Source organism: Streptomyces sp. NPDC033178, assembly GCF_055577685.1.
In genome coordinates this window covers 256,534-273,766 of the sequence record NZ_JBVIPT010000002.1, presented here as the reverse complement: position 1 = coordinate 273,766, position 17,233 = coordinate 256,534, and the positions used below count along the sequence as shown (strand labels likewise).

At 69.5% G+C, this 17,233-nt stretch carries 12 protein-coding genes; 7 read left to right on the top strand and 5 right to left on the bottom strand.

Going from position 1 to position 17,233, the window contains the following annotated elements; all coding sequences use genetic code 11:
- Window positions 1-148: 148 nt before the first annotated feature.
- The 4 genes from ACZ5VQ_RS05160 to ACZ5VQ_RS05145 are packed head-to-tail and all read left to right on the top strand — an operon-like array spanning window position 149 to window position 4,583.
- Window positions 149-1,225 (top strand): hypothetical protein, encoded by a 1,077-nt coding sequence (locus ACZ5VQ_RS05160; RefSeq protein ID WP_469103748.1) that lies wholly within the window; start codon window positions 149-151, stop codon window positions 1,223-1,225.
- Between the two features lie 13 nt (window positions 1,226-1,238).
- Window positions 1,239-2,426, top strand: a complete 1,188-nt coding sequence (locus ACZ5VQ_RS05155; protein ID WP_469103747.1) for a toxic anion resistance protein — start codon at window positions 1,239-1,241, stop codon at window positions 2,424-2,426.
- Window positions 2,427-2,479: 53 nt separating this feature from the next.
- Window positions 2,480-3,988: a vWA domain-containing protein gene (locus ACZ5VQ_RS05150; protein WP_469104066.1), complete on the top strand. Its 1,509-nt coding sequence runs from the start codon at window positions 2,480-2,482 to the stop codon at window positions 3,986-3,988.
- Window positions 3,975-4,583, top strand: coding sequence for a hypothetical protein (locus tag ACZ5VQ_RS05145; RefSeq protein WP_469103746.1), 609 nt, complete (start codon window positions 3,975-3,977; stop codon window positions 4,581-4,583). The genes ACZ5VQ_RS05150 and ACZ5VQ_RS05145 overlap by 14 nt, the downstream gene beginning before the upstream one ends.
- Window positions 4,584-5,080: 497 nt before the next feature.
- Here ACZ5VQ_RS05145 and ACZ5VQ_RS05140 read toward each other — a convergent pair whose 3' ends face one another.
- Entirely contained in the window at window positions 5,081-6,925 is a 1,845-nt protein-coding gene (locus tag ACZ5VQ_RS05140) for a phosphoenolpyruvate carboxykinase (GTP) (protein WP_469103745.1), read from the bottom strand.
- 315 nt (window positions 6,926-7,240) lie between these two features.
- On the opposite strand from ACZ5VQ_RS05140, the gene trhA reads away from it, so the two are divergent.
- The 3 genes from trhA to ACZ5VQ_RS05125 all read left to right on the top strand — a co-directional run bounded on the left by trhA (window position 7,241) and on the right by ACZ5VQ_RS05125 (window position 10,420).
- Window positions 7,241-7,954 carry a PAQR family membrane homeostasis protein TrhA gene (trhA, locus tag ACZ5VQ_RS05135; RefSeq protein WP_469103744.1) on the top strand — a complete coding sequence of 238 codons (714 nt, stop codon included), beginning with the start codon at window positions 7,241-7,243 and terminating at the stop codon, window positions 7,952-7,954.
- Window positions 7,955-8,183: 229 nt separating this feature from the next.
- Window positions 8,184-9,785: a DHA2 family efflux MFS transporter permease subunit gene (locus ACZ5VQ_RS05130; protein WP_469103743.1), complete on the top strand. Its 1,602-nt coding sequence runs from the start codon at window positions 8,184-8,186 to the stop codon at window positions 9,783-9,785.
- 5 nt (window positions 9,786-9,790) lie between these two features.
- A complete protein-coding gene (locus ACZ5VQ_RS05125) occupies window positions 9,791-10,420 on the top strand; it encodes a TetR/AcrR family transcriptional regulator (protein ID WP_469103742.1) in 630 nt (209 codons plus the stop codon).
- Window positions 10,421-10,502: 82 nt separating this feature from the next.
- Here ACZ5VQ_RS05125 and ACZ5VQ_RS05120 read toward each other — a convergent pair whose 3' ends face one another.
- From ACZ5VQ_RS05120 to ACZ5VQ_RS05105, 4 genes are read right to left on the bottom strand one after another with little or no spacing between them, the layout of a single operon-like run.
- Window positions 10,503-12,965: a galactose oxidase-like domain-containing protein gene (locus ACZ5VQ_RS05120; RefSeq protein WP_469103741.1), complete on the bottom strand. Its 2,463-nt coding sequence runs from the start codon at window positions 12,963-12,965 to the stop codon at window positions 10,503-10,505.
- Complete coding sequence (locus ACZ5VQ_RS05115; protein ID WP_469103740.1) at window positions 12,965-14,200, bottom strand: glycosyltransferase; 1,236 nt, start codon at window positions 14,198-14,200, stop codon at window positions 12,965-12,967. Before ACZ5VQ_RS05115 ends, ACZ5VQ_RS05120 begins: the two co-directional genes overlap by 1 nt.
- Complete coding sequence (locus tag ACZ5VQ_RS05110) at window positions 14,197-15,897, bottom strand: ArnT family glycosyltransferase (RefSeq protein WP_469103739.1); 1,701 nt, start codon at window positions 15,895-15,897, stop codon at window positions 14,197-14,199. The genes ACZ5VQ_RS05115 and ACZ5VQ_RS05110 overlap by 4 nt, the downstream gene beginning before the upstream one ends.
- A complete protein-coding gene (locus ACZ5VQ_RS05105) occupies window positions 15,894-17,219 on the bottom strand; it encodes a glycosyltransferase (protein ID WP_469103738.1) in 1,326 nt (441 codons plus the stop codon). The genes ACZ5VQ_RS05110 and ACZ5VQ_RS05105 overlap by 4 nt, the downstream gene beginning before the upstream one ends.
- Window positions 17,220-17,233: the final 14 nt, after the last annotated feature.

The window sequence follows — 17,233 nt, the reverse complement described above, 5'->3', positions numbered from 1 at the left end:
GGGTGCGGCCGTCCTTGTGCGTTCCCGCACCCTCTCCAGGCGCTCTCCGGGCGGAGCCCCGGGTTCCGTTGCGTACTGGGATGGGTCGGCCACTCCGTGTTCACCCGGAGCGCCGGGGAATGTTGGGTTCCGGGAGCAGGCTCCGAGTGTGAGACGAATAGTCGCCATCGTCCTGGCGGTGTTCCTGATCGGCGGAGTGGCAGCAGCCGTCGTCGCGGGCCGCGAGAAGCAGGACAAGAGCACGGCAACGAAGACCGTGCTGGGAGTGATCGGTTCGGAGAAGGCTGAGTTCTTCGCCGATCCGAATGTGGTGAAGGCCCTCGCTGCCAAGGGCTACACCCTGGAGACGGAGACCTCCGGGTCCTGGGCCATGGAGGGACTCGACCTCAAGGGGTACGACTTCGCCTTCCCGTCCAGCCAGGCCCCCGCCGACGAACTGGCCGCGAAGTACGACGTACGGCAGCCCCTGCCGCGTCCCTTCTACTCGCCCCTCGTGGTCGTGGCGCACCGGAGCGCCGCCGCGGTGCTGGCCGACAACGGGCTCGCGACCCTGCCGGCCAGGGGCAACGGCACGTTCAGGATGTCCGCCTATCTCAAGGCCGCCGGTGCCGACCGGACCTGGCAACAGCTCAAGGGGGCCCAGCGGCACGGGGAGTTGAGCGGCACGCTCTTCATCTCCACCACGGATCCGACCAGTTCGAACTCCGGCGCGCTCTACCTCGCCGCCGCCTCGTACGTCGCCGACGGCGGCCGGGTCGCCGACGGCACCGCGGCGGTGAACCGCACGGCACCGCTGATGCGCAAACTGATCAGCGTCCAGGGCGCCCAACAGACCAGTTCGGACGCGGCGTTCAGGGACTTCATCAGCGGCGTCGGCAACCCGCTCGTCCTCGTGTACGAGTCGCAGGTCGCCTCGCTGCTCGCGCAGGGCCAGGACGTCGGCGACCTGACCGTCCTCTACCCCGACACCACCGCGAACAGCGACCACACCGTCGTCCCCCTCACGGACGAGGGCCGGGCCCTCGGTGAACTCCTCAGCACGGACAAGGAGTTGCGGAAGCTCGCGGTACGGCACGGGTTCCGGCCGCAGGGCACGAGCGCCGAGTTCACGGCGGCCACCGCCGCCCACACCACGTATCTCAACCAGAAGCTGACCGGTGTCCGGCAGTCGCCCGTGCCCGCCTCCAAGGTGCTGCACGAGATGGCGCGCCGGGCGCGGGGCTAGGGGGGAACAGCAAGTGAGCAACCAAGCGAGCAACACCGAAGACACCTTTGTCCTGACACCTCCGCAGGCCGTCGCGGCCGTACCGAAGGAGAAGGCCGGCGGACTCGTACCGGTCGACGAGTCGGTCCGTACCGACATGGCGCGCAAGGCCGCCGAGTACGTCGACGGGCTCGCCGCGCTCGACGCCCGCTCCCCCGAGTTCGCGGGGAAGATCGGGGAAATCGTCGGTCTCGGCTCCGGTGAGATGCGCGGCGCCGCCGCCCAGTCGAACCGCATGCTGGAGCGCACGATCCGCAGCCTGCCCTCGAACGGCGAGGACGCCCAGTCCCGCGTCTCGTCCTCACTCGTCGAACTACGGCGTACGGTCGAGGACCTGGACCCGCGTGACATGCCCGGCGGCAAGGCCCGCAAGCTGCTGTCCCGGCTCCCCGGCGGCAACAAGCTCCGCGACCACGTCGCCAAGTACGCCTCCGCACAGGGCACGTTGAACAAGATCGTCGGCTCGCTCCGCGGCGGCCAGGACGAACTGCGCCGCGACAACGCCGCACTGCAGACCGAGCGCGTCCGCCTCTGGGACTCGATGGGCAAGCTCCAGGAGTACGTCGTCCTGACGGAGGCCCTGGACGCGGCGGTCGAGAGCCACATCGCCGGCGTGGAGGCTCAGGATCCCGCCCAGGCGGACACCCTGCGCGCCGACGTGCTCTTCCCCGTCCGGCAGAAGCACCAGGACCTGCTCACCCAGCTCGCGGTGTGCGCCCAGGGCTATCTGGCGATGGACGTCGTCCGGCGCAACAACGACGAGCTGATCAAGGGCGTCGACCGCGCGGCCACCACGACCGTGTCCGCGCTGCGCATCTCCGTGATGCTCGCCTCCGCCCTCGACAACCAGCGCAAGGTCGTCGAGCAGGTCAACGCCCTGCGCGGCACGACCGAGGACCTCATCCGCGGCAACGCGGAGATGCTCGCCACCCAGTCCGGCGAGATCCAGCGCATCGCCGCCGACCCGGCCGTCGGCGCGGAGACCCTCCGCGCGGCCTTCCAGCAGATCTACCAGACCCTCGACACGATCGACACGTACAAGGCCCAGGCCACGGAGTCCATGGCGGCGACGGTGGAGTCCCTGACGTCGGAACTCCAGCACGCGAGCGCGTACTTGGACCGCAGCCGCTCGCGGGCGGCGCTGGACGGGGGTCTCGCGTGACGAGATACGCCACGCGGTCTGTGCCCGCCCGCCGGGCCACCGCCGCCATCGCACTGGTATTGGTGACGGCAGGATGCACATCGGCAACGGAAGAGCCAAGCCCTTCCAACAAGCCGGAACCCGGCACCCTCCGCATCCTCGCCTCCAGCGAACTCGCGGACATGAAGAGCGTGCTGGACCAGCTCCAGCAGGACACCGGCATCAAGGTCCGCCCCACCTACATGGGCACCCTCGACGCGGTGAACCTCCTGGGCAAGGACAAGGCCAAGGGCACGTACGACGCGGTCTGGCTCTCCTCCAACGACTACCTGCGCCTCAACCCCACCGCCGCGAAGCAGATCGTGTCGGAGACGCCTGTCATGTCCAGCCCGGTGGCCATCGGCGTGAAGAACGCCACCGTACGAGAGCTGGGCTGGAAGCCGGAGAACGTCACCTGGGCGGACATCGAGGAGGCGGTGTCGGACGGGAACCTGACGTACGGAATGACCGACCCGTCCCGCTCCAACTCCGGCTTCTCCACCCTCGTCTCGGTGGCCTCGGGCCTCTCGGATGCCCAGTCCGCGCTGACGGACGCGGACGTGAGGCAGGCGACGCCCAGGCTGGCGGAGTTCTTCAAGGGGCAGAAGCTGACGTCCGGTTCGTCGGGCTGGCTGGCGGAGGCGTACGACCGGCGCGGTGACGTCGACGCGCTGCTCAACTACGAGTCGGTGCTGAAGGCGCGCAAGGACCTCACGGTGATCCGGCCGCGCGACGGCGTGGTCACCGCCGACTATCCGCTCTCCTCGCTCGCGTCCACGGGTCAGAAGGTCCGTGACGACGTCCGCCGCCTCACCGAGGCACTGCGCGCGCCGGCGACCCAGCGGCTGATCACCGACCGCACACTGCGCCGTCCGGTGGTCGCCTCCGTCCCACCCGCGACGGGCCTGGACACCACCCGCCGACGCGAACTCCCCTTCCCGGGCAGCCGTTCGGTGGCCGACGGACTCCTGGACTCGTACGAGAACAAACTGCGCAGGCCTTCCCGGACCGTGTACGTCCTGGACACCTCGGGCTCGATGCGGGAGGACGGGCGGCTCGACCGCCTGAAGAAGGCGCTCACCGATCTGACGAGCGACTTCCGCGACCGGGAAGAGGTGACCCTGATGCCGTTCGGGTCGGCGGTCAAGAGCGTGCGCACGCATGTGGTGCGGCCCGAGGACCCGAAGTCGGGGCTCGACGGGATCCGCCGTGACACCGAGGCGCTCAGCGCCGACGGGGACACCGCGATCTACACCTCGCTGGAGAAGGCGTACGAGCATCTGGGCGCCGACGACGACACGTTCACGTCGATCGTGCTGATGACGGACGGCGAGAACACGGCGGGGGCGGGCCCGGCGCAGTTCGACGGCTTCTACGGCGGACTGCCGGAAGCCGAACGGGAGATCCCGGTCTTCCCGATCCTCTTCGGCGACTCCGACCGGGGCGAGCTGGAACACATCGCCGAGCTGACCGGCGGCCGGCTCTTCGACGCCCAGAAGGGTTCGCTCGACGGTGCCTTCGAGGAGATCCGTGGCTACCAATAGGACGAGCAGGCTCCTCGGCTTCCTGGAGTCCCGCAAGAACCTCACCGGCAGTGCGTGCGGGATCGTCGGTCTGGTGCTGACGTTCGCGGGGGTGGCGGGGCCGTACTGGCCGGTGGTGGTCGTGGGCCTGTACGGCGCGGGGGCGCTGGTCGCGCCCCCGGAACGGCCCCCGGTACCGGACTTCCCGGATCCGTCCGCGCAACTGGACGAGCTCCGGGGCGACTTCGGCAAGCTGCGTGCGTACCTGGCCGACATCGAGCTGCCGCCCGCCGCGGCCGGCCGCCTCACCGAGCTGACGGACCTCCTGTCCGCGCTGCTGGACCCCGGCTGGGTCGCCGAGGTCCTCGCCCGGGATCCGGAGGGGGTGCATGCGCTGTCGCGGGCTGTGCGGCAGGACGTGCCGGAGGCGGTCGACGCCTTCGTCCGAACGAGGTGGTGGACGCGTCTGACGCCGGGCGCGGAACCGCCCGAGCGGCATCTGGAGCGGCAGCTCGCCATCCTCCACAACGAGGCGCAGACCCTGGCCACCAGCCTCCACGAGGTGGAGGCCCGCCGCCAGGAGTCCCACACCCGCTATCTGGAGGACCGCTCATAGGGGCCTTTTCTCGCCCCCGCCGCCCCTACCCATTCCCGTCCCTTTTCGGGGGCCAGCCCCCGAACCCCCGCTCCTCAAACGCCGGAGAGGCTGAAGATTTCGCGGCCCGGGCCGACACCTTCAGCCCGTCCGGCGATTGAGGACGAGGCCGTTCGGGCCGGTCCCCCACCCACCCATCTCTCAGCCCGTCCGGCGTTTGAGGACGAGGCCGTTCGGGCCGGTCCCCCACCCACCCGTCTCTTAGCCCGTCCGGCGTTTGAGGACGAGCGCGGCAGCGCGATACGGGGGTCTAGGGGCGGAGCCCCCAGGGACGGGACGGGTAGGGGCGGCGGGGGCGAGGGAAGCACCGCGGCCGGCCCCGATGACGTCGCAGGTCAGGGCAACTCGGGGTCGGCCGCGGAGTTCGGGCGGTGGGCGTCAGCCCAAGCAGGCGTCAGCCCAAGCAGGCGTCAGCCCAAGCAGGCGTCAGCCCAAGCAGGCATCAGCCCGACCAGGTGTCAGCCCAGGCGCTTCACCAGGGCCCGGTACTCGTCCCACAGCTCCGTCGGCGTGTGGTCGCCGAAGGTGTTGAGGTGCTCGGGAACCAGGGAGGCCTCCTCGCGCCAGACCTCCTTGTCGACCGTCAGGAGGAAGTCCAGGTCGGAGTCGGAGAGTTCGAGACCGTCCGTGTCGAGGGCCTCCTTCGTCGGCAGGATGCCGATCGGGGTCTCGACGCCCTCCGCCTTGCCGTCGAGGCGGTCCACGATCCACTTCAGGACACGGCTGTTCTCACCGAAGCCGGGCCAGACGAACTTGCCCTCGTCGTTCTTGCGGAACCAGTTGACGTAGTAGATCTTCGGGAGCTTGGAGGCGTCCTTGTCCTTGGCGACGTCCACCCAGTGGCCCATGTAGTCGCCCATGTTGTAGCCGCAGAAGGGGAGCATCGCGAACGGGTCGCGGCGCAGTTCGCCGACCTTGCCCTCGGCCGCCGCCGTCTTCTCCGACGCCACGTTCGCGCCGAGGAACACACCGTGGTTCCAGTCGAAGGACTCCGTCACCAGCGGGACCGCCGTGGCACGACGGCCGCCGAAGAGGATCGCCGAGATCGGCACGCCCTTCGGGTCCTCCCACTCCGGCGCGATGATCGGGCACTGCGCGGCCGGCACGGTGAAGCGGGCGTTGGGGTGGGCCGCCGGGGTCCCCGACTCCGGGGTCCAGTCGTTGCCCTTCCAGTCCGTCAGGTGGGCCGGAGTCTCCTCCGTCATGCCCTCCCACCAGATGTCGTTGTCGTCGGTCAGCGCGACGTTCGTGAAGACGGAGTTGCCCCACAGCGTCTTCATCGCGTTGGCGTTGGTGTGCTCACCGGTGCCGGGGGCGACGCCGAAGAAGCCCGCCTCGGGGTTGATGGCGTAGAGGCGTCCGTCCTCGCCGAAGCGCATCCAGGCGATGTCGTCGCCGATCGTCTCGACGGTCCAGCCGCCGACCGTCGGCTCCAGCATCGCGAGGTTGGTCTTGCCGCAGGCCGACGGGAAGGCCGCCGCCACGTACTTCGACTCTCCCTGCGGAGGCGTCAGTTTGAGGATCAGCATGTGCTCGGCGAGCCAGCCCTCGTCACGCGCCATCACGGAGGCGATGCGCAGGGCGTAGCACTTCTTGCCGAGCAGTGCGTTGCCGCCGTAGCCGGAGCCGTACGACCAGATCTCGCGGGTCTCCGGGAAGTGGGAGATGTACTTCGTGGAGTTGCACGGCCACGGCACGTCCGCCTCGCCCGCCTCCAGCGGCGCCCCGAGCGTGTGCACAGCACGCACGAAGAAGCCGTCGGAGCCCAGCTCGTCCAGCACCGGCTGCCCCATGCGGGTCATGGTGCGCATGGACACGGCGACGTACGCCGAGTCGGTGATCTCGACGCCGATCGCGGAGAGGTCGGAGCCGAGCGGGCCCATGCAGAACGGGACGACGTACATCGTCCGGCCCTTCATCGAGCCGCGGAAGACACCGCCCTGCCCGTCCGGACCCGGACCCGTGCCCTGGAAGATCTCCCGCATCTCCGCGGGGGCCTTCCAGTGGTTCGTCGGGCCCGCGTCCTGCTCCTTCTCGGAGCAGATGAACGTCCGGTCCTCGACCCGCGCGACATCGGTCGGGTCCGAGGCGGCGTAGTAGGAGTTGGGGCGCTTGATCGGGTCGAGCTTCTTGAAGGTGCCCTTGCGGACGAGTTCCTCACTCAGTCGCTCGTATTCGGCCTCTGAGCCGTCACACCAGACCACGCTGTCCGGCTGCGTCAGTTCGGTGATCTCGTTGACCCACGAGATCAGTTCCTTGTGATTGGTGGGAACGGTTGAGGGAGCCGCGATGTCGCGCGCCACGATTGCTCCTAGATGAGGGGTTTTGGTTGTTGATGCCCCGTGGGGGCTGCGACCCGGATGCTTCACGTGGTGACGCTTAGGCGCTCATCCGGTGCCGACCGCACTCATTTGATCATCCGACGGGTCCGCGCATATGTCCAGAGGGCCTCACACGTGAGCAGCGTGAGCATCACCACTTATTGCCGACCATTTACCAAGGCCGTTTCACGCCGGCCCGTGGCCCGGCTCATACACCCGTGAGACCATGGCCACTTGGCGTCCTTCATATGGGCAGACTGATAGGTAACTTACGGTTCCGTAGCTACGATGGCCCCCATGACTGCGTCCGACTCCGACGCGCCCGAGGACACGCCGGTCGTCGACCGCGTTGCCGAAGCGCTCTCCCTGCCGCATCCGGTCAAGCCGAAGCTCCGAGGCTGGCTGCACGCCGGGATGTTCCCGGCCGTACTGGTCTCCGGCCTCGTCCTGACCGCTCTCGCCGACTCGACCCGCGCCCGCATCGCCTGCGCGATCTTCGCGCTCACGGCGTGCCTGCTGTTCGGCGTCAGCGCGATCTACCACCGGGGCACCTGGACACCGCGCATGGACGGCGTGCTGCGCAGACTCGACCACGCGAACATCTTCCTGATCATCGCGGGCTCGTACACACCGCTGACGATGCTGCTGCTGCCCGAGGCCAAGGGGCAGTGGCTGCTGTGGGGCATCTGGGGCGCCGCCGTCGCGGGCATCGCCTTCCGCGTGTTCTGGATCGGGGCCCCGCGCTGGCTCTACACCCCGTGCTACATCGCGATGGGCTGGGCGGCCGTCTTCTTCCTGCCCGACTTCATGCGGGCGGGCGGGATCGCCGTACTGATCCTCGTGATCGTGGGCGGACTGCTCTACAGCGCGGGCGGTGTGATCTACGCCCTCAAGCGCCCCGACCCGTCACCGCGCTGGTTCGGCTTCCACGAGGTCTTCCACTCCCTCACCCTCGCAGCGTTCGCCACGCACTACATCGGCATCTCGATGGTGGCCTACCAGCACGGATAGCCACCGCCCCGCCTCAACCGAAAGGGCCTCACCGCATCACGCGGTGAGGCCCTTTCGCATGCCCGGCCCGCATGCCCGGCCCGCATGCCCGGCCCGCACGCCCGGCCCGCACGCCCGGCACCGCGCGTCCGGCACTGCGCGTCCGGCACTGCGCGTCCGGCACGGTCCAGCGCGCCCCCCGGAGGCCAGGTGTTGACAGTAACCATCTTTTGAGAGTTACTCTCATTTCATGGCTACTGTCACTCCACCTCCCGAGACGCACCTCGACCCACGCCGCTGGTGGGCCCTCGGCGCCCTGGTCGCGAGCATGCTCGTGCTCGGCTTCGACATGACGATCCTCAACGTGGCGCTGCCGACGATGGCCGGGCAGCTCGGCGCGAGCACCGGTGAGCAGCAGTGGATGGCGGACGCGTACGTCGTCGTCTTCGCGGCGCTGATGCTCCCGGCCGGGCTGCTCGGCGACCGGTTCGGCCGGCGCCGGATGCTGATGGTCGGGCTCGGCGTCTTCCTCGCCGGTTCGCTGGTCGGCGCCCTGGCGGGCGATGTGACCTGGGTCGTCGTCGCCCGTGCGGTGATGGGCGTGGGCGGCGCGCTGGTGATGCCGCTCGCCCTGTCCGTCCTGCCCTCGCTCTTCCCGCCCACCGAGCGCACCAAGGCGGTCGGCGTCATCTCGGCCGCGTCCGCGCTCGGCATGCCGCTCGGCCCGATCATCGGCGGCTGGCTGCTCGACCACTTCTGGTGGGGCTCGGTCTTCCTGATCAACGTCCCGATGGCCGCGATCGGCATCGCCGCCTGCCTCTTCCTGCTGCCGGAGACCCGCGACCCCGCCTCCCCCAAGGTCGACGCCGTCTCCACCGCGCTCACCGCGGCCGGGCTCGGCGCGCTGATCTACGCGATCATCGAGGCGCCCAACCGCGGCTGGGGCGACCCCCTCGTGCTCGCCCTGATCGCCGGGTCCGTCGTCCTGCTGGCCTCGCTGGTGATGCGCGAGCGCCGGTCCGTACGCCCCATGCTCGACATGTCGCTGCTCGCGCACCGCGGCTTCCTGCTCAACGCGGTCGCGGCGACGCTCGTGATGTTCGTCCTGTCCGGCCTGATGTTCGTGCTCCCGCAGTATCTGCAGGCCGTCCTCGGCAACGACGCCCTCGGTACGGGCGTGCGCATGCTGCCGATGATGGGCGGGCTGATGGTCGCGGCGAGGGCGGCCCAGCCGGTCGTCGAGCGGTTCGGGTCGCGTGGCGTGGTGAGCGCCGGTCTGGTGGTGCTGGCCTTCGCCGCGCTCCTCGGCAGTCGTACGACGGTCGACTCCGGGTACGGCTTCACCGCGCTGTGGCTGTCGATCGCGGGCCTCGGCTTCGGCTTCGCCGTCGTCCCCGCGATGGACGGGGCGCTCGCCACGCTCCCCGCCGACCGGGCGGGCAGCGGCTCCGGGCTCCTCATGACGCTGCGCCAGGTCGGCGGGGCGATCGGTATCGCGCTGCTCGGCAGTCTGCTGGCGAGCGCGTTCCGGGACCGGCTCGATGTGACCGGGCTGCCCGAGGGGGCGGCGGACACGGCCCGGGAGTCCGTGGTCGCGGCCCATCTCGTCAGCGACCGCGCGGGCGCCGCCGACCTGGTGACCTCCGCGAACTCGGCGTACGTCCATGGCATGGGCCTCGTCCTGCTGGTGTGCGGGATCGCCTCGCTGGTGGCGGCGCTGGTCGCGGGGGCGTTCCTGCTGAACACCGAGTCGAACACCGGGTCGCGGGACGTCAAGGGGCCCGTGAACGGGAAGCCGGCCCCGGAGGCGACCCCGGACATGGCACCGGTCCCGGCCGATGGCCGACAATGACCCCCATGACGGCCGCACGCAGCTCCATCCCCGCCGACCGCCCCCAGCTGGGACTTCGTGAGCGGAAGAAGATCAAGACACGGACGGCGATCCGTGACGCGACCTACCGGCTGATCGAGGAGCAGGGGTACGACGCCACGACGATCGAGCAGATCGCCGAGCTCGCCGAGGTGTCGCCGTCCACGGTCTTCCGTTACTTCCCGACCAAGGAGGACATCGTCCTCACGGACGAGTACGACCCGCTGCTGGAGGCGGAGCTGCGGGCACGGCCGGCGGACGAGCCGCCGATGGACTCTCTCCGGCACGTACTGGGGAAGGCCGTGGTTCTCGGGATGGCCGAGGACGCCGAGGTCACCCGGCTGCGGACCAGGCTGATGGCCGAGGTGCCCGCCGTGCGCTCGCGGATGATGGAGAGCATGTCGGTCACGAGCCATCTGCTCTGCCAGGTCATCGGCGAGCGCACCGGCCGGGGCCCCGACAGCTTCGAGGTACGCGTCTTCGCGATGTCCCTCATCGGCGGCCTGATGGAGGTGTCCCTCTACTGGGCCCAGCACGACCACGAGGACGACTTCGCCGGTCTCGTCGACCGCGCCCTGGACGTCCTGGAGCACGGGCTCACGCCGCGAGGCGAGTAGCAGGAGAAGGCGGTTGCCCCCGTCCTCTGAAAGGGGCGGGGGCAACCGCGTCTCACGAAATCACCGACTCACGAAGGCGGACTCAGCGCCTCGTCACATCACCCTTCCCGCACGCCACCCCGTCCTTGTTGCGGTCCAGACGCAGCGGGTCGTCCTTGCCGTTGATCTTGAGGCGACCGTAGTCGTTCTCCTTCAGCCAGGCGCAGCGGGCCGCCGTCGTCTTCTTGACCTCGTCGGGGAAGACCGTCGGGACACAGACGTTGGCGGAGCCGTAGTGGCGGTCGCAGCCCGCGACGGTCGGGCTGACCTTGGCCGAGGCGCGCTTCTTGCCCGGCTTCTTGACCTTGCCTTCGAGGGAGTCCGCGAAGGAGTGCTCGTGCGCCGAGGGGGTGTCCCCGGCCGCCGCCATGGCGGACGGGCCCTGGAGGTGGACCCACTTCGCCACCGACGGCACGCCGTTGGCGTCGACCGCGAAGAGCATGTACCAGCCGGGCGGGGCCAGGTTGGGGTTGCTCGTCACGTTCAGGTCGACGTTGTTGCCGTCGACGGAGAGCGGCAGGTCCACGAAGCGCTGGTTCGGGTCGGACGAGTGCGTCACCGCGGCCGGGCGGATCAGCTCCGCCTTGGCGATGGGCCGGTCGACCGTGATGCGCTGCGTGTCACCGTACGTCCACTCGTTGTCGATCACCGAAGTGATCGTCGGGCGGGCGCCCTTGAGGAGGTACGGCGGGGTGTAGATCGACACGTTGTGGTTCCAGGAGCCGTTGCCCGGGTTGTCACCGGTCGCCATCACACGGCCGTCGGGGAGCAGGAACGCGGAGGAGTGGTAGCCGCGTGCCTCGGGGTCGGCGGCCACCGGGTCGAAGGTCTCCGTCGCCGGGTCGAAGATCGACGACTCGTAGACCGGGTTGGCGCGGTTGTGCAGGGCGCCGCCGGTCTCCAGGACCTTCCCGTCGGGCAGCAGCACGGTGGACACGTACATCTTGCCCTGGTTGCCGGTCTGCGGGATCTTGCCGTTGCCCAGGTCGACGGTGCCCTGCGGGAGCGGCGGCCCGGCAACGTACGCGGGGTTGGCGGACTTCAGGTCGATGATGTCCGTGAGCCGGTTCGCGTCGGGGTTCGAGTCGATGTTGCCGCCGCCGATGGTGAGGACCTTCTGGTCCTGGGCCGGGGGCAGCAGCACGCTCGCCGACTGGTCGCGCTCGTCCTTGCTCTGCAGGCCGGGCACCTCGGTGGTGGTGTTGGCGTCGTAGTCGTAGATCGCCGAACCCGTGCCGGGGATGTTGTTGCCGAAGGTGTGGCTGCCCGTGTAGAAGAGGCGGCCGTCCTGCATCAGGACCATCGACGGGTACAGACCCCAGTACGACCAGGTCTGGTTGACCTGCCACAGCGGCAGCCACTTGTTCTCGGCGGCCGACCAGCGCTCGGCCGTCACGGACCCGGTCGAGTCCTCCTTCAGCCCGCCGAAGGAGATCACGTCACCGTTGCCGAGGATCGTCGCCGACGGGTACCAGTGACCGTCGTTCATGTCGTTCGTCTTGCTGTACGTCTCGGTGACCGGGTCGAAGATGTACGAGTCCTTGTAGCCCTGGTAGCCGATCGTGCCGTCGGCGGACGGATAGCCCTTGTTGCCGCTCATCACGAGGACCCGGCCGTCCTGCAACTGCACATGCCCGGCGCAGAACATGTCCTTGGGCGTGGGGATCTGCTTGTACGTGCCGTTCACCGGGTCGTAGACCGCGCTGGTGAACGTGCCCGCGTTGAACATCTCCTCGCTGTTGCCGGAGCCCGCGATCAGCAGCACCTTGCCGTTGTTGAGCACGACGGAGTGCATGGAGCGGACGGGGTTCTGCGTGGGCAGCACGTCCCACCTGCCGTTGGCGCACTCCTCGGCCGTGCCGGTGCACACGGGGTCGGGGATCGGGTCGGCGACCTGGTCCATCGTGTAGTCGTCGGTGGTCACCGCGCCGGTGCCGTAGACGGAGACGCCCCAGCTGATGCGGTCGGTGCCCGCGGGGACCTCGGGCGTACGGACCGTGGCCTCGGCCCAGCTGCCGCTGATCGGCAGGGTCTTGAGGTCGGTCCAGTACTGCCAGCCGGCGGTCGCGTCGTGCCGGAAGAGGGTGAGCGAGGTGTCCGGGGTCGTCGACTTGTACCAGAGCCCGAGGTCGTACTGCTTGCCGACACTGACGACCGGCGCGCACTCGGCGGACTCGGTGATCAGCGCCTTGCGGTCGCCCTCGGTGCGGCGGGTCAGTTCGACCTTCATGGCCTTGGAGCCGGAGTGGGCGTCGGCCACGGTGGAGAAGGTGAAGTCGTTGTCGCCCCAGCCGGACTTCTCCCAGCAGTACGGCATGTCGCCCGTGCCCGCGGTCTCGAAGCCGGGGTTCTTCACGAGGTTGGCGGCGGAGGCGGGCTGCGGTGCGATGAGGAGCAGCCCTGAGGTGAGGGCGCCCACGGCCAGCAGGGCGGTACGGCGGCGAGGGCGGGCGGGTCGTCCGGAGCGGGCAGGTCTTCTGAACTTCGAAGCGGGTCTACTGAACATCAGCTGGTTCTCCTTGCTGTGCGGCTCCCTGCGTGACGGCCGGTCTCGACGGCCGTCGTGTTCCCTGCGCGCCCTCCCTTCCGCGGCAGATAGACGAGGGCCTCCGTGCCCGCGAACCGCAGGACGAAGGTGGTGACCAGGGCGAGTGCGGTGGCGCCGAGGACGGACATCCCGAACTGGCCCACGAACAGCGCGATGAGCGGGATCCGCAGCACCAGGTCGGCGTTGGCCAGCAGCGCGAACCGGCCCACGCGGTCCCACCAGCGCCGGTGCTGCCGGCGGTCCCGGAAGCAGAGGTGCTCGATGAGCAGGAAGTTCCAGGCGACGCCGAACTGGTTGGCGACGATCTCCGCGGGCAGGTAGTGCATCCCGGCGGCCGTCAGGGCCCACAGCGCGGCGAGGTTCGGCAGGAACCCGGTCGCGCCGATCAGCCCGAACACCACCATGCGGGCGACCGGTGAGGCGGTGCGCAGCCCGGCGAGGTGCCGCAGGAAGCGGATGCCCTCCTTGGCGGTCGACTTGGACTCGCCCGCGAACCGGTCCTGGAAGACGAACGGCACCTCGGTGACCTGGCGCGGGCGGGCACGTACGGCCATTTCGAGGAGGATCTTGTAGCCGAGCGGCTTGAGGACGTCGGCGGTGACCGCGCTGCGGCGGATGGCGAAGAAGCCACTCATCGGGTCGCTGATGCCGTGCAGGCGGCGCGGGAACAGCGTCTTCGTCAGCAAGGTCGCGCCGCGTGAGACGGCGATGCGGTAGCCGCCCGCGAGGCCGGCGCGGCTGCCGCCCTTGATGTAGCGGGAGGCGACGACGAGTCCGGCGTGCTCGCGCTCGCCCGCGGCCACCAACTCCGGTACCAGGGACGGCGGATGCTGGAGGTCGCCGTCCATGACGACGATCCAGTCGGAGCTCGCGGCCCGGATGCCCTCGACGACCGCGCCGCCGAGCCCGCCGACCGGGGTCTCGCGGTGCAGCACGGTCACCGGGAACGGGCAGTCCCGCGCCGCGTCCCGGATCACCTCGGGCGTGTCGTCGGTGGAGTCGTCCACGAACACGACCTCGCAGGGCAGCCGCGAGGGCACCGACTCGGTGATCCGGTGCAGCAACTCCCGGATGTTCGCGGACTCGTTGAAGGTCGGCACGACGATGGTGACGGCGCCCGGTTCGGGAACGGTGGAGGCCGCGCGCAGGGCGGGGTCGTGCAACTCCCCCGGGACGGTGGACTCGTACGTCATCGGTCGCCTCCGGTGGTCGCCGAGTCGGCGGTGTCGGCCGTGCCCGTCGTGCTTGCCGTGGAGCCGCCCCTGACCTGCCGGATCTCGATCCGGTCCGGGCCCTTGCCGAAGGTGGCGACGGGGGTCGAATGCTTCATCGCCTGCTTGACGTTGGGCAGGTCGGCCGCGTCGCGCCGCACGGTCGGGGAGGCGACGACGTAGTCGATGTCGCGCCAGCCGCGCGGCATCGTCTTGGTCACCGCGGGGTCGAGGTCGGCCTTGTAGAACCAGATGACGCCGAGTCCGGGCTCGTAGCCGGCGTGCACGAGGTCGAGCCAGAGTGCGTCGTCGACGAGGACGCGGGTGTCCTCCGGGTTGTCGACCTCGGTGGCCAGCCACTTGGAGGCCGCCCGGTAGGGGGCGTTGGCGTCGGCGGTCACGGCGGTGCGGTCGCCGTCGTACCAGCGTGGCACGACGTATGCCGCCGAGGCCGCGACGAGCAGCGCCGCGACCGCGTACCGGGCGCGGGTGACGTACTCCCTCTCGTCGGTGCTCCGCCACCTGCGCAGCACCCCGTGCGCGACGCTCGCGGCGCCTCCGGCGAGGACGAGCGCGAGGAACGGCAGTGCCTGGATGACGTACATCGCGGGCAGGTAGCCGGTCGGGCGCAGGGCCACCAGCGCGAGGATGGCGACGGTGAACGCGGGTCCGGCGAGGGCCCGTGCGGTCACCGACCAGCGCCAGGTGACCAGGAGGAGCAGCGCGCCCGCGAGGCCGCCGAGGGGCAGCACGCGGTCGTAGTAGAGCCAGGACTGCAGGACCCCGTACGAGCCGGAGCCCTGGTCGAGGATGAAGCCCGAACCGGGCCTGGTCAGCTGGTATTCGAGGCCGTCCCACAGCGACACATGTCCGCCGCCGGGGAAGAGCTCGCCCTTGAGGAGGGCGAAGAGCGGGTACGACAGGCCGATCAGCACGCAGGCCGTGATGGCTCCGGTGAGCGCGAACTTGCGGGTGTCGCGGTGGCTGTGGCGCCACATCGTGATCATCACCGCGGGCAGGACGAAGATCATCGTCTCTTTGGTGAGGACGGCCGCCGCGGCCGCGAGGCCCGCCCCGAAGTGGTGCCAGAGATGGCGGCTCGGAGAGGCGGCGAGGCAGAAGGCCACCAGCGTCCACATCACCGCGATGTTGTCGAGGAAGATCTCCCGCTGGAGGACCACGGACAGCGGCGAGAGCCCGAAGAGCAGCATCGCGAGCCCGGCCGCCCAGCGGGGCAGCCACAGGCGGCGGGCCAGTACGTAGACGAGGACCGCGCTGACGGCGCTGACCAGGAGCATCACGATCCGCATCGAGCCGACCGTCATCGACTCGGGGCTGATCAGGGACGGTATCCAGGTCAGCAGGGCTATCTGTATCCAGCCGAGCGGCGGGTGGTCGTACCAGTACGTGTAGTGGGCGAGCCCCTCGCCCTGCTGCACGGACCAGGCCTGGGCGAGGTAGGTGCCCTCGTCGTCGCTGAGCGCCGGGTAGTCGGCGATGTTCCAGCCCTGCACGGTCATGACAACCACGAGGAGTACGCCGCACAGGATCAGGTCGGCGCGCGAGGTGTGCAGGCGGGACGGGAGCGGGGTCGTTCGAGGGGTCGAACCGGTCTTGGGGACAGGTGTCCGCTGCGCGGGGACCGTTGGGGTGGTCACCGCGGGAAGGGTGGAGGTCACGCAGGAACGTCCTCTCGGGACCCGCGGGTCGCTACGGCCGCGGCAACGGTGGCTTCAGTGGCTTCGGGGGCACGGGCGGCCCCGACATCGGTGAGATGTGCGCCGACATGGCTGGTCAGCTCCCAGTCGTTCCGGCCCCGTTGCTCACGCCACACGGCACGGACGGCCGCTCCGGCGAGGAGCACCTGGTAGAAGGGGCCGCCGACGATGAGCTTGAGGTAGTGGACGAATCGGACGCGAAGCCCGTACTGCTTGCCGAAGTCGTGCAGTCCGACAAGCTCGAAGACGAAGGTGACGAAGGCGGTGACGGCCGGCAGGAAGGTGATGAACGCGATGCCGACCGGGACGTCGAGGAAGAGCGCGACGGCCACGTTGAGCGGGATGATCACGCCGGAGATCGCCTGGAGGTACGGCGTCATCAGCGTGTAGCGGGCGAGCAGCCGCTGGCCGAAGCCGGGCAGCTGCTTCCAGTCCTTCTTCCGGTAGACCTGCAGGAAGCCCTGGTTCCAGCGGGTGCGCTGCTTGAGCAGCGACATCAGGCTGCCGGGGGTCTCCTCCTTGGTCACCATGTCGGAGTCGTACGCGACGACGACCTTCTTGCCGATGCTGGAGAGCCGCACGCCCAGGTCGCAGTCCTCGGCGAGGCAGTCGGGGTCCCAGCCGTCGGCGGCCCGCAGGACGTCCGTGCGGACGAAGACGGTGTTGCCGCCGAGCGGAATGAAACCTTTCTGCGCGTGCAGGTGGAGCCGCGAGCGGAACCAGAAGAAGTACTCCAGGCAGTTGCGCAGGCTGTACCAGCTGGAGTTGAAGTTGATGAGCTGGACGCCGCCCTGGACGACGTCCGCGTCGGTCGACCGGAAGGCGTGGTCGACGTGCGCGAGGAGCTCCGGGTGGACCTGGTCCTCGGCGTCGAAGACTCCGACGACGTCACCGCGACAGTGCGGCAACGCCGTGTTCATGGCCTTCGGTTTGTTCTTCTTCTCGTGGGTGTCGACGACGACGCGTACGCGCGGGTCGCGCTCCGCGGCCTCGCAGGCCACCTCGGTGGTCTCCGGGTCGTCGTGGCCGACGATCACGATGATCTCGAAGTCGGTGTGGCTGGATTCCAGCAGTCGCTGGATGGTGTGGTCGAGCACCGCCTGCTCGTGCCTCGCCGGCAACAGCAGCGAGAACGACAGGTGTTCACCACCGTCGGGACTGCTGAACCGCGTGGAGGCGAGCACTTCGGGCGTACGCCACGCGTGCATCTGCCACCACAGAGTGAAGGCAGCCATCCCGAAAAGGGCAAGCGAAACGGCAGCAATGAGCACAGACGTAAGCAACAGATCCCCCCAGA

Coding starts and splice junctions, on each gene's coding strand:
- trhA (WP_469103744.1), top strand. CDS start 7,241: ATGACTGCGTCCGACTCCGACGCGCCCGAGGACACGCCGGTCGTCGAC.
- ACZ5VQ_RS05130 (WP_469103743.1), top strand. CDS start 8,184: ATGGCTACTGTCACTCCACCTCCCGAGACGCACCTCGACCCACGCCGC.
- ACZ5VQ_RS05125 (WP_469103742.1), top strand. CDS start 9,791: ATGACGGCCGCACGCAGCTCCATCCCCGCCGACCGCCCCCAGCTGGGA.
- ACZ5VQ_RS05120 (WP_469103741.1), bottom strand. CDS start 12,965: ATGTTCAGTAGACCCGCTTCGAAGTTCAGAAGACCTGCCCGCTCCGGA.
- ACZ5VQ_RS05115 (WP_469103740.1), bottom strand. CDS start 14,200: ATGACGTACGAGTCCACCGTCCCGGGGGAGTTGCACGACCCCGCCCTG.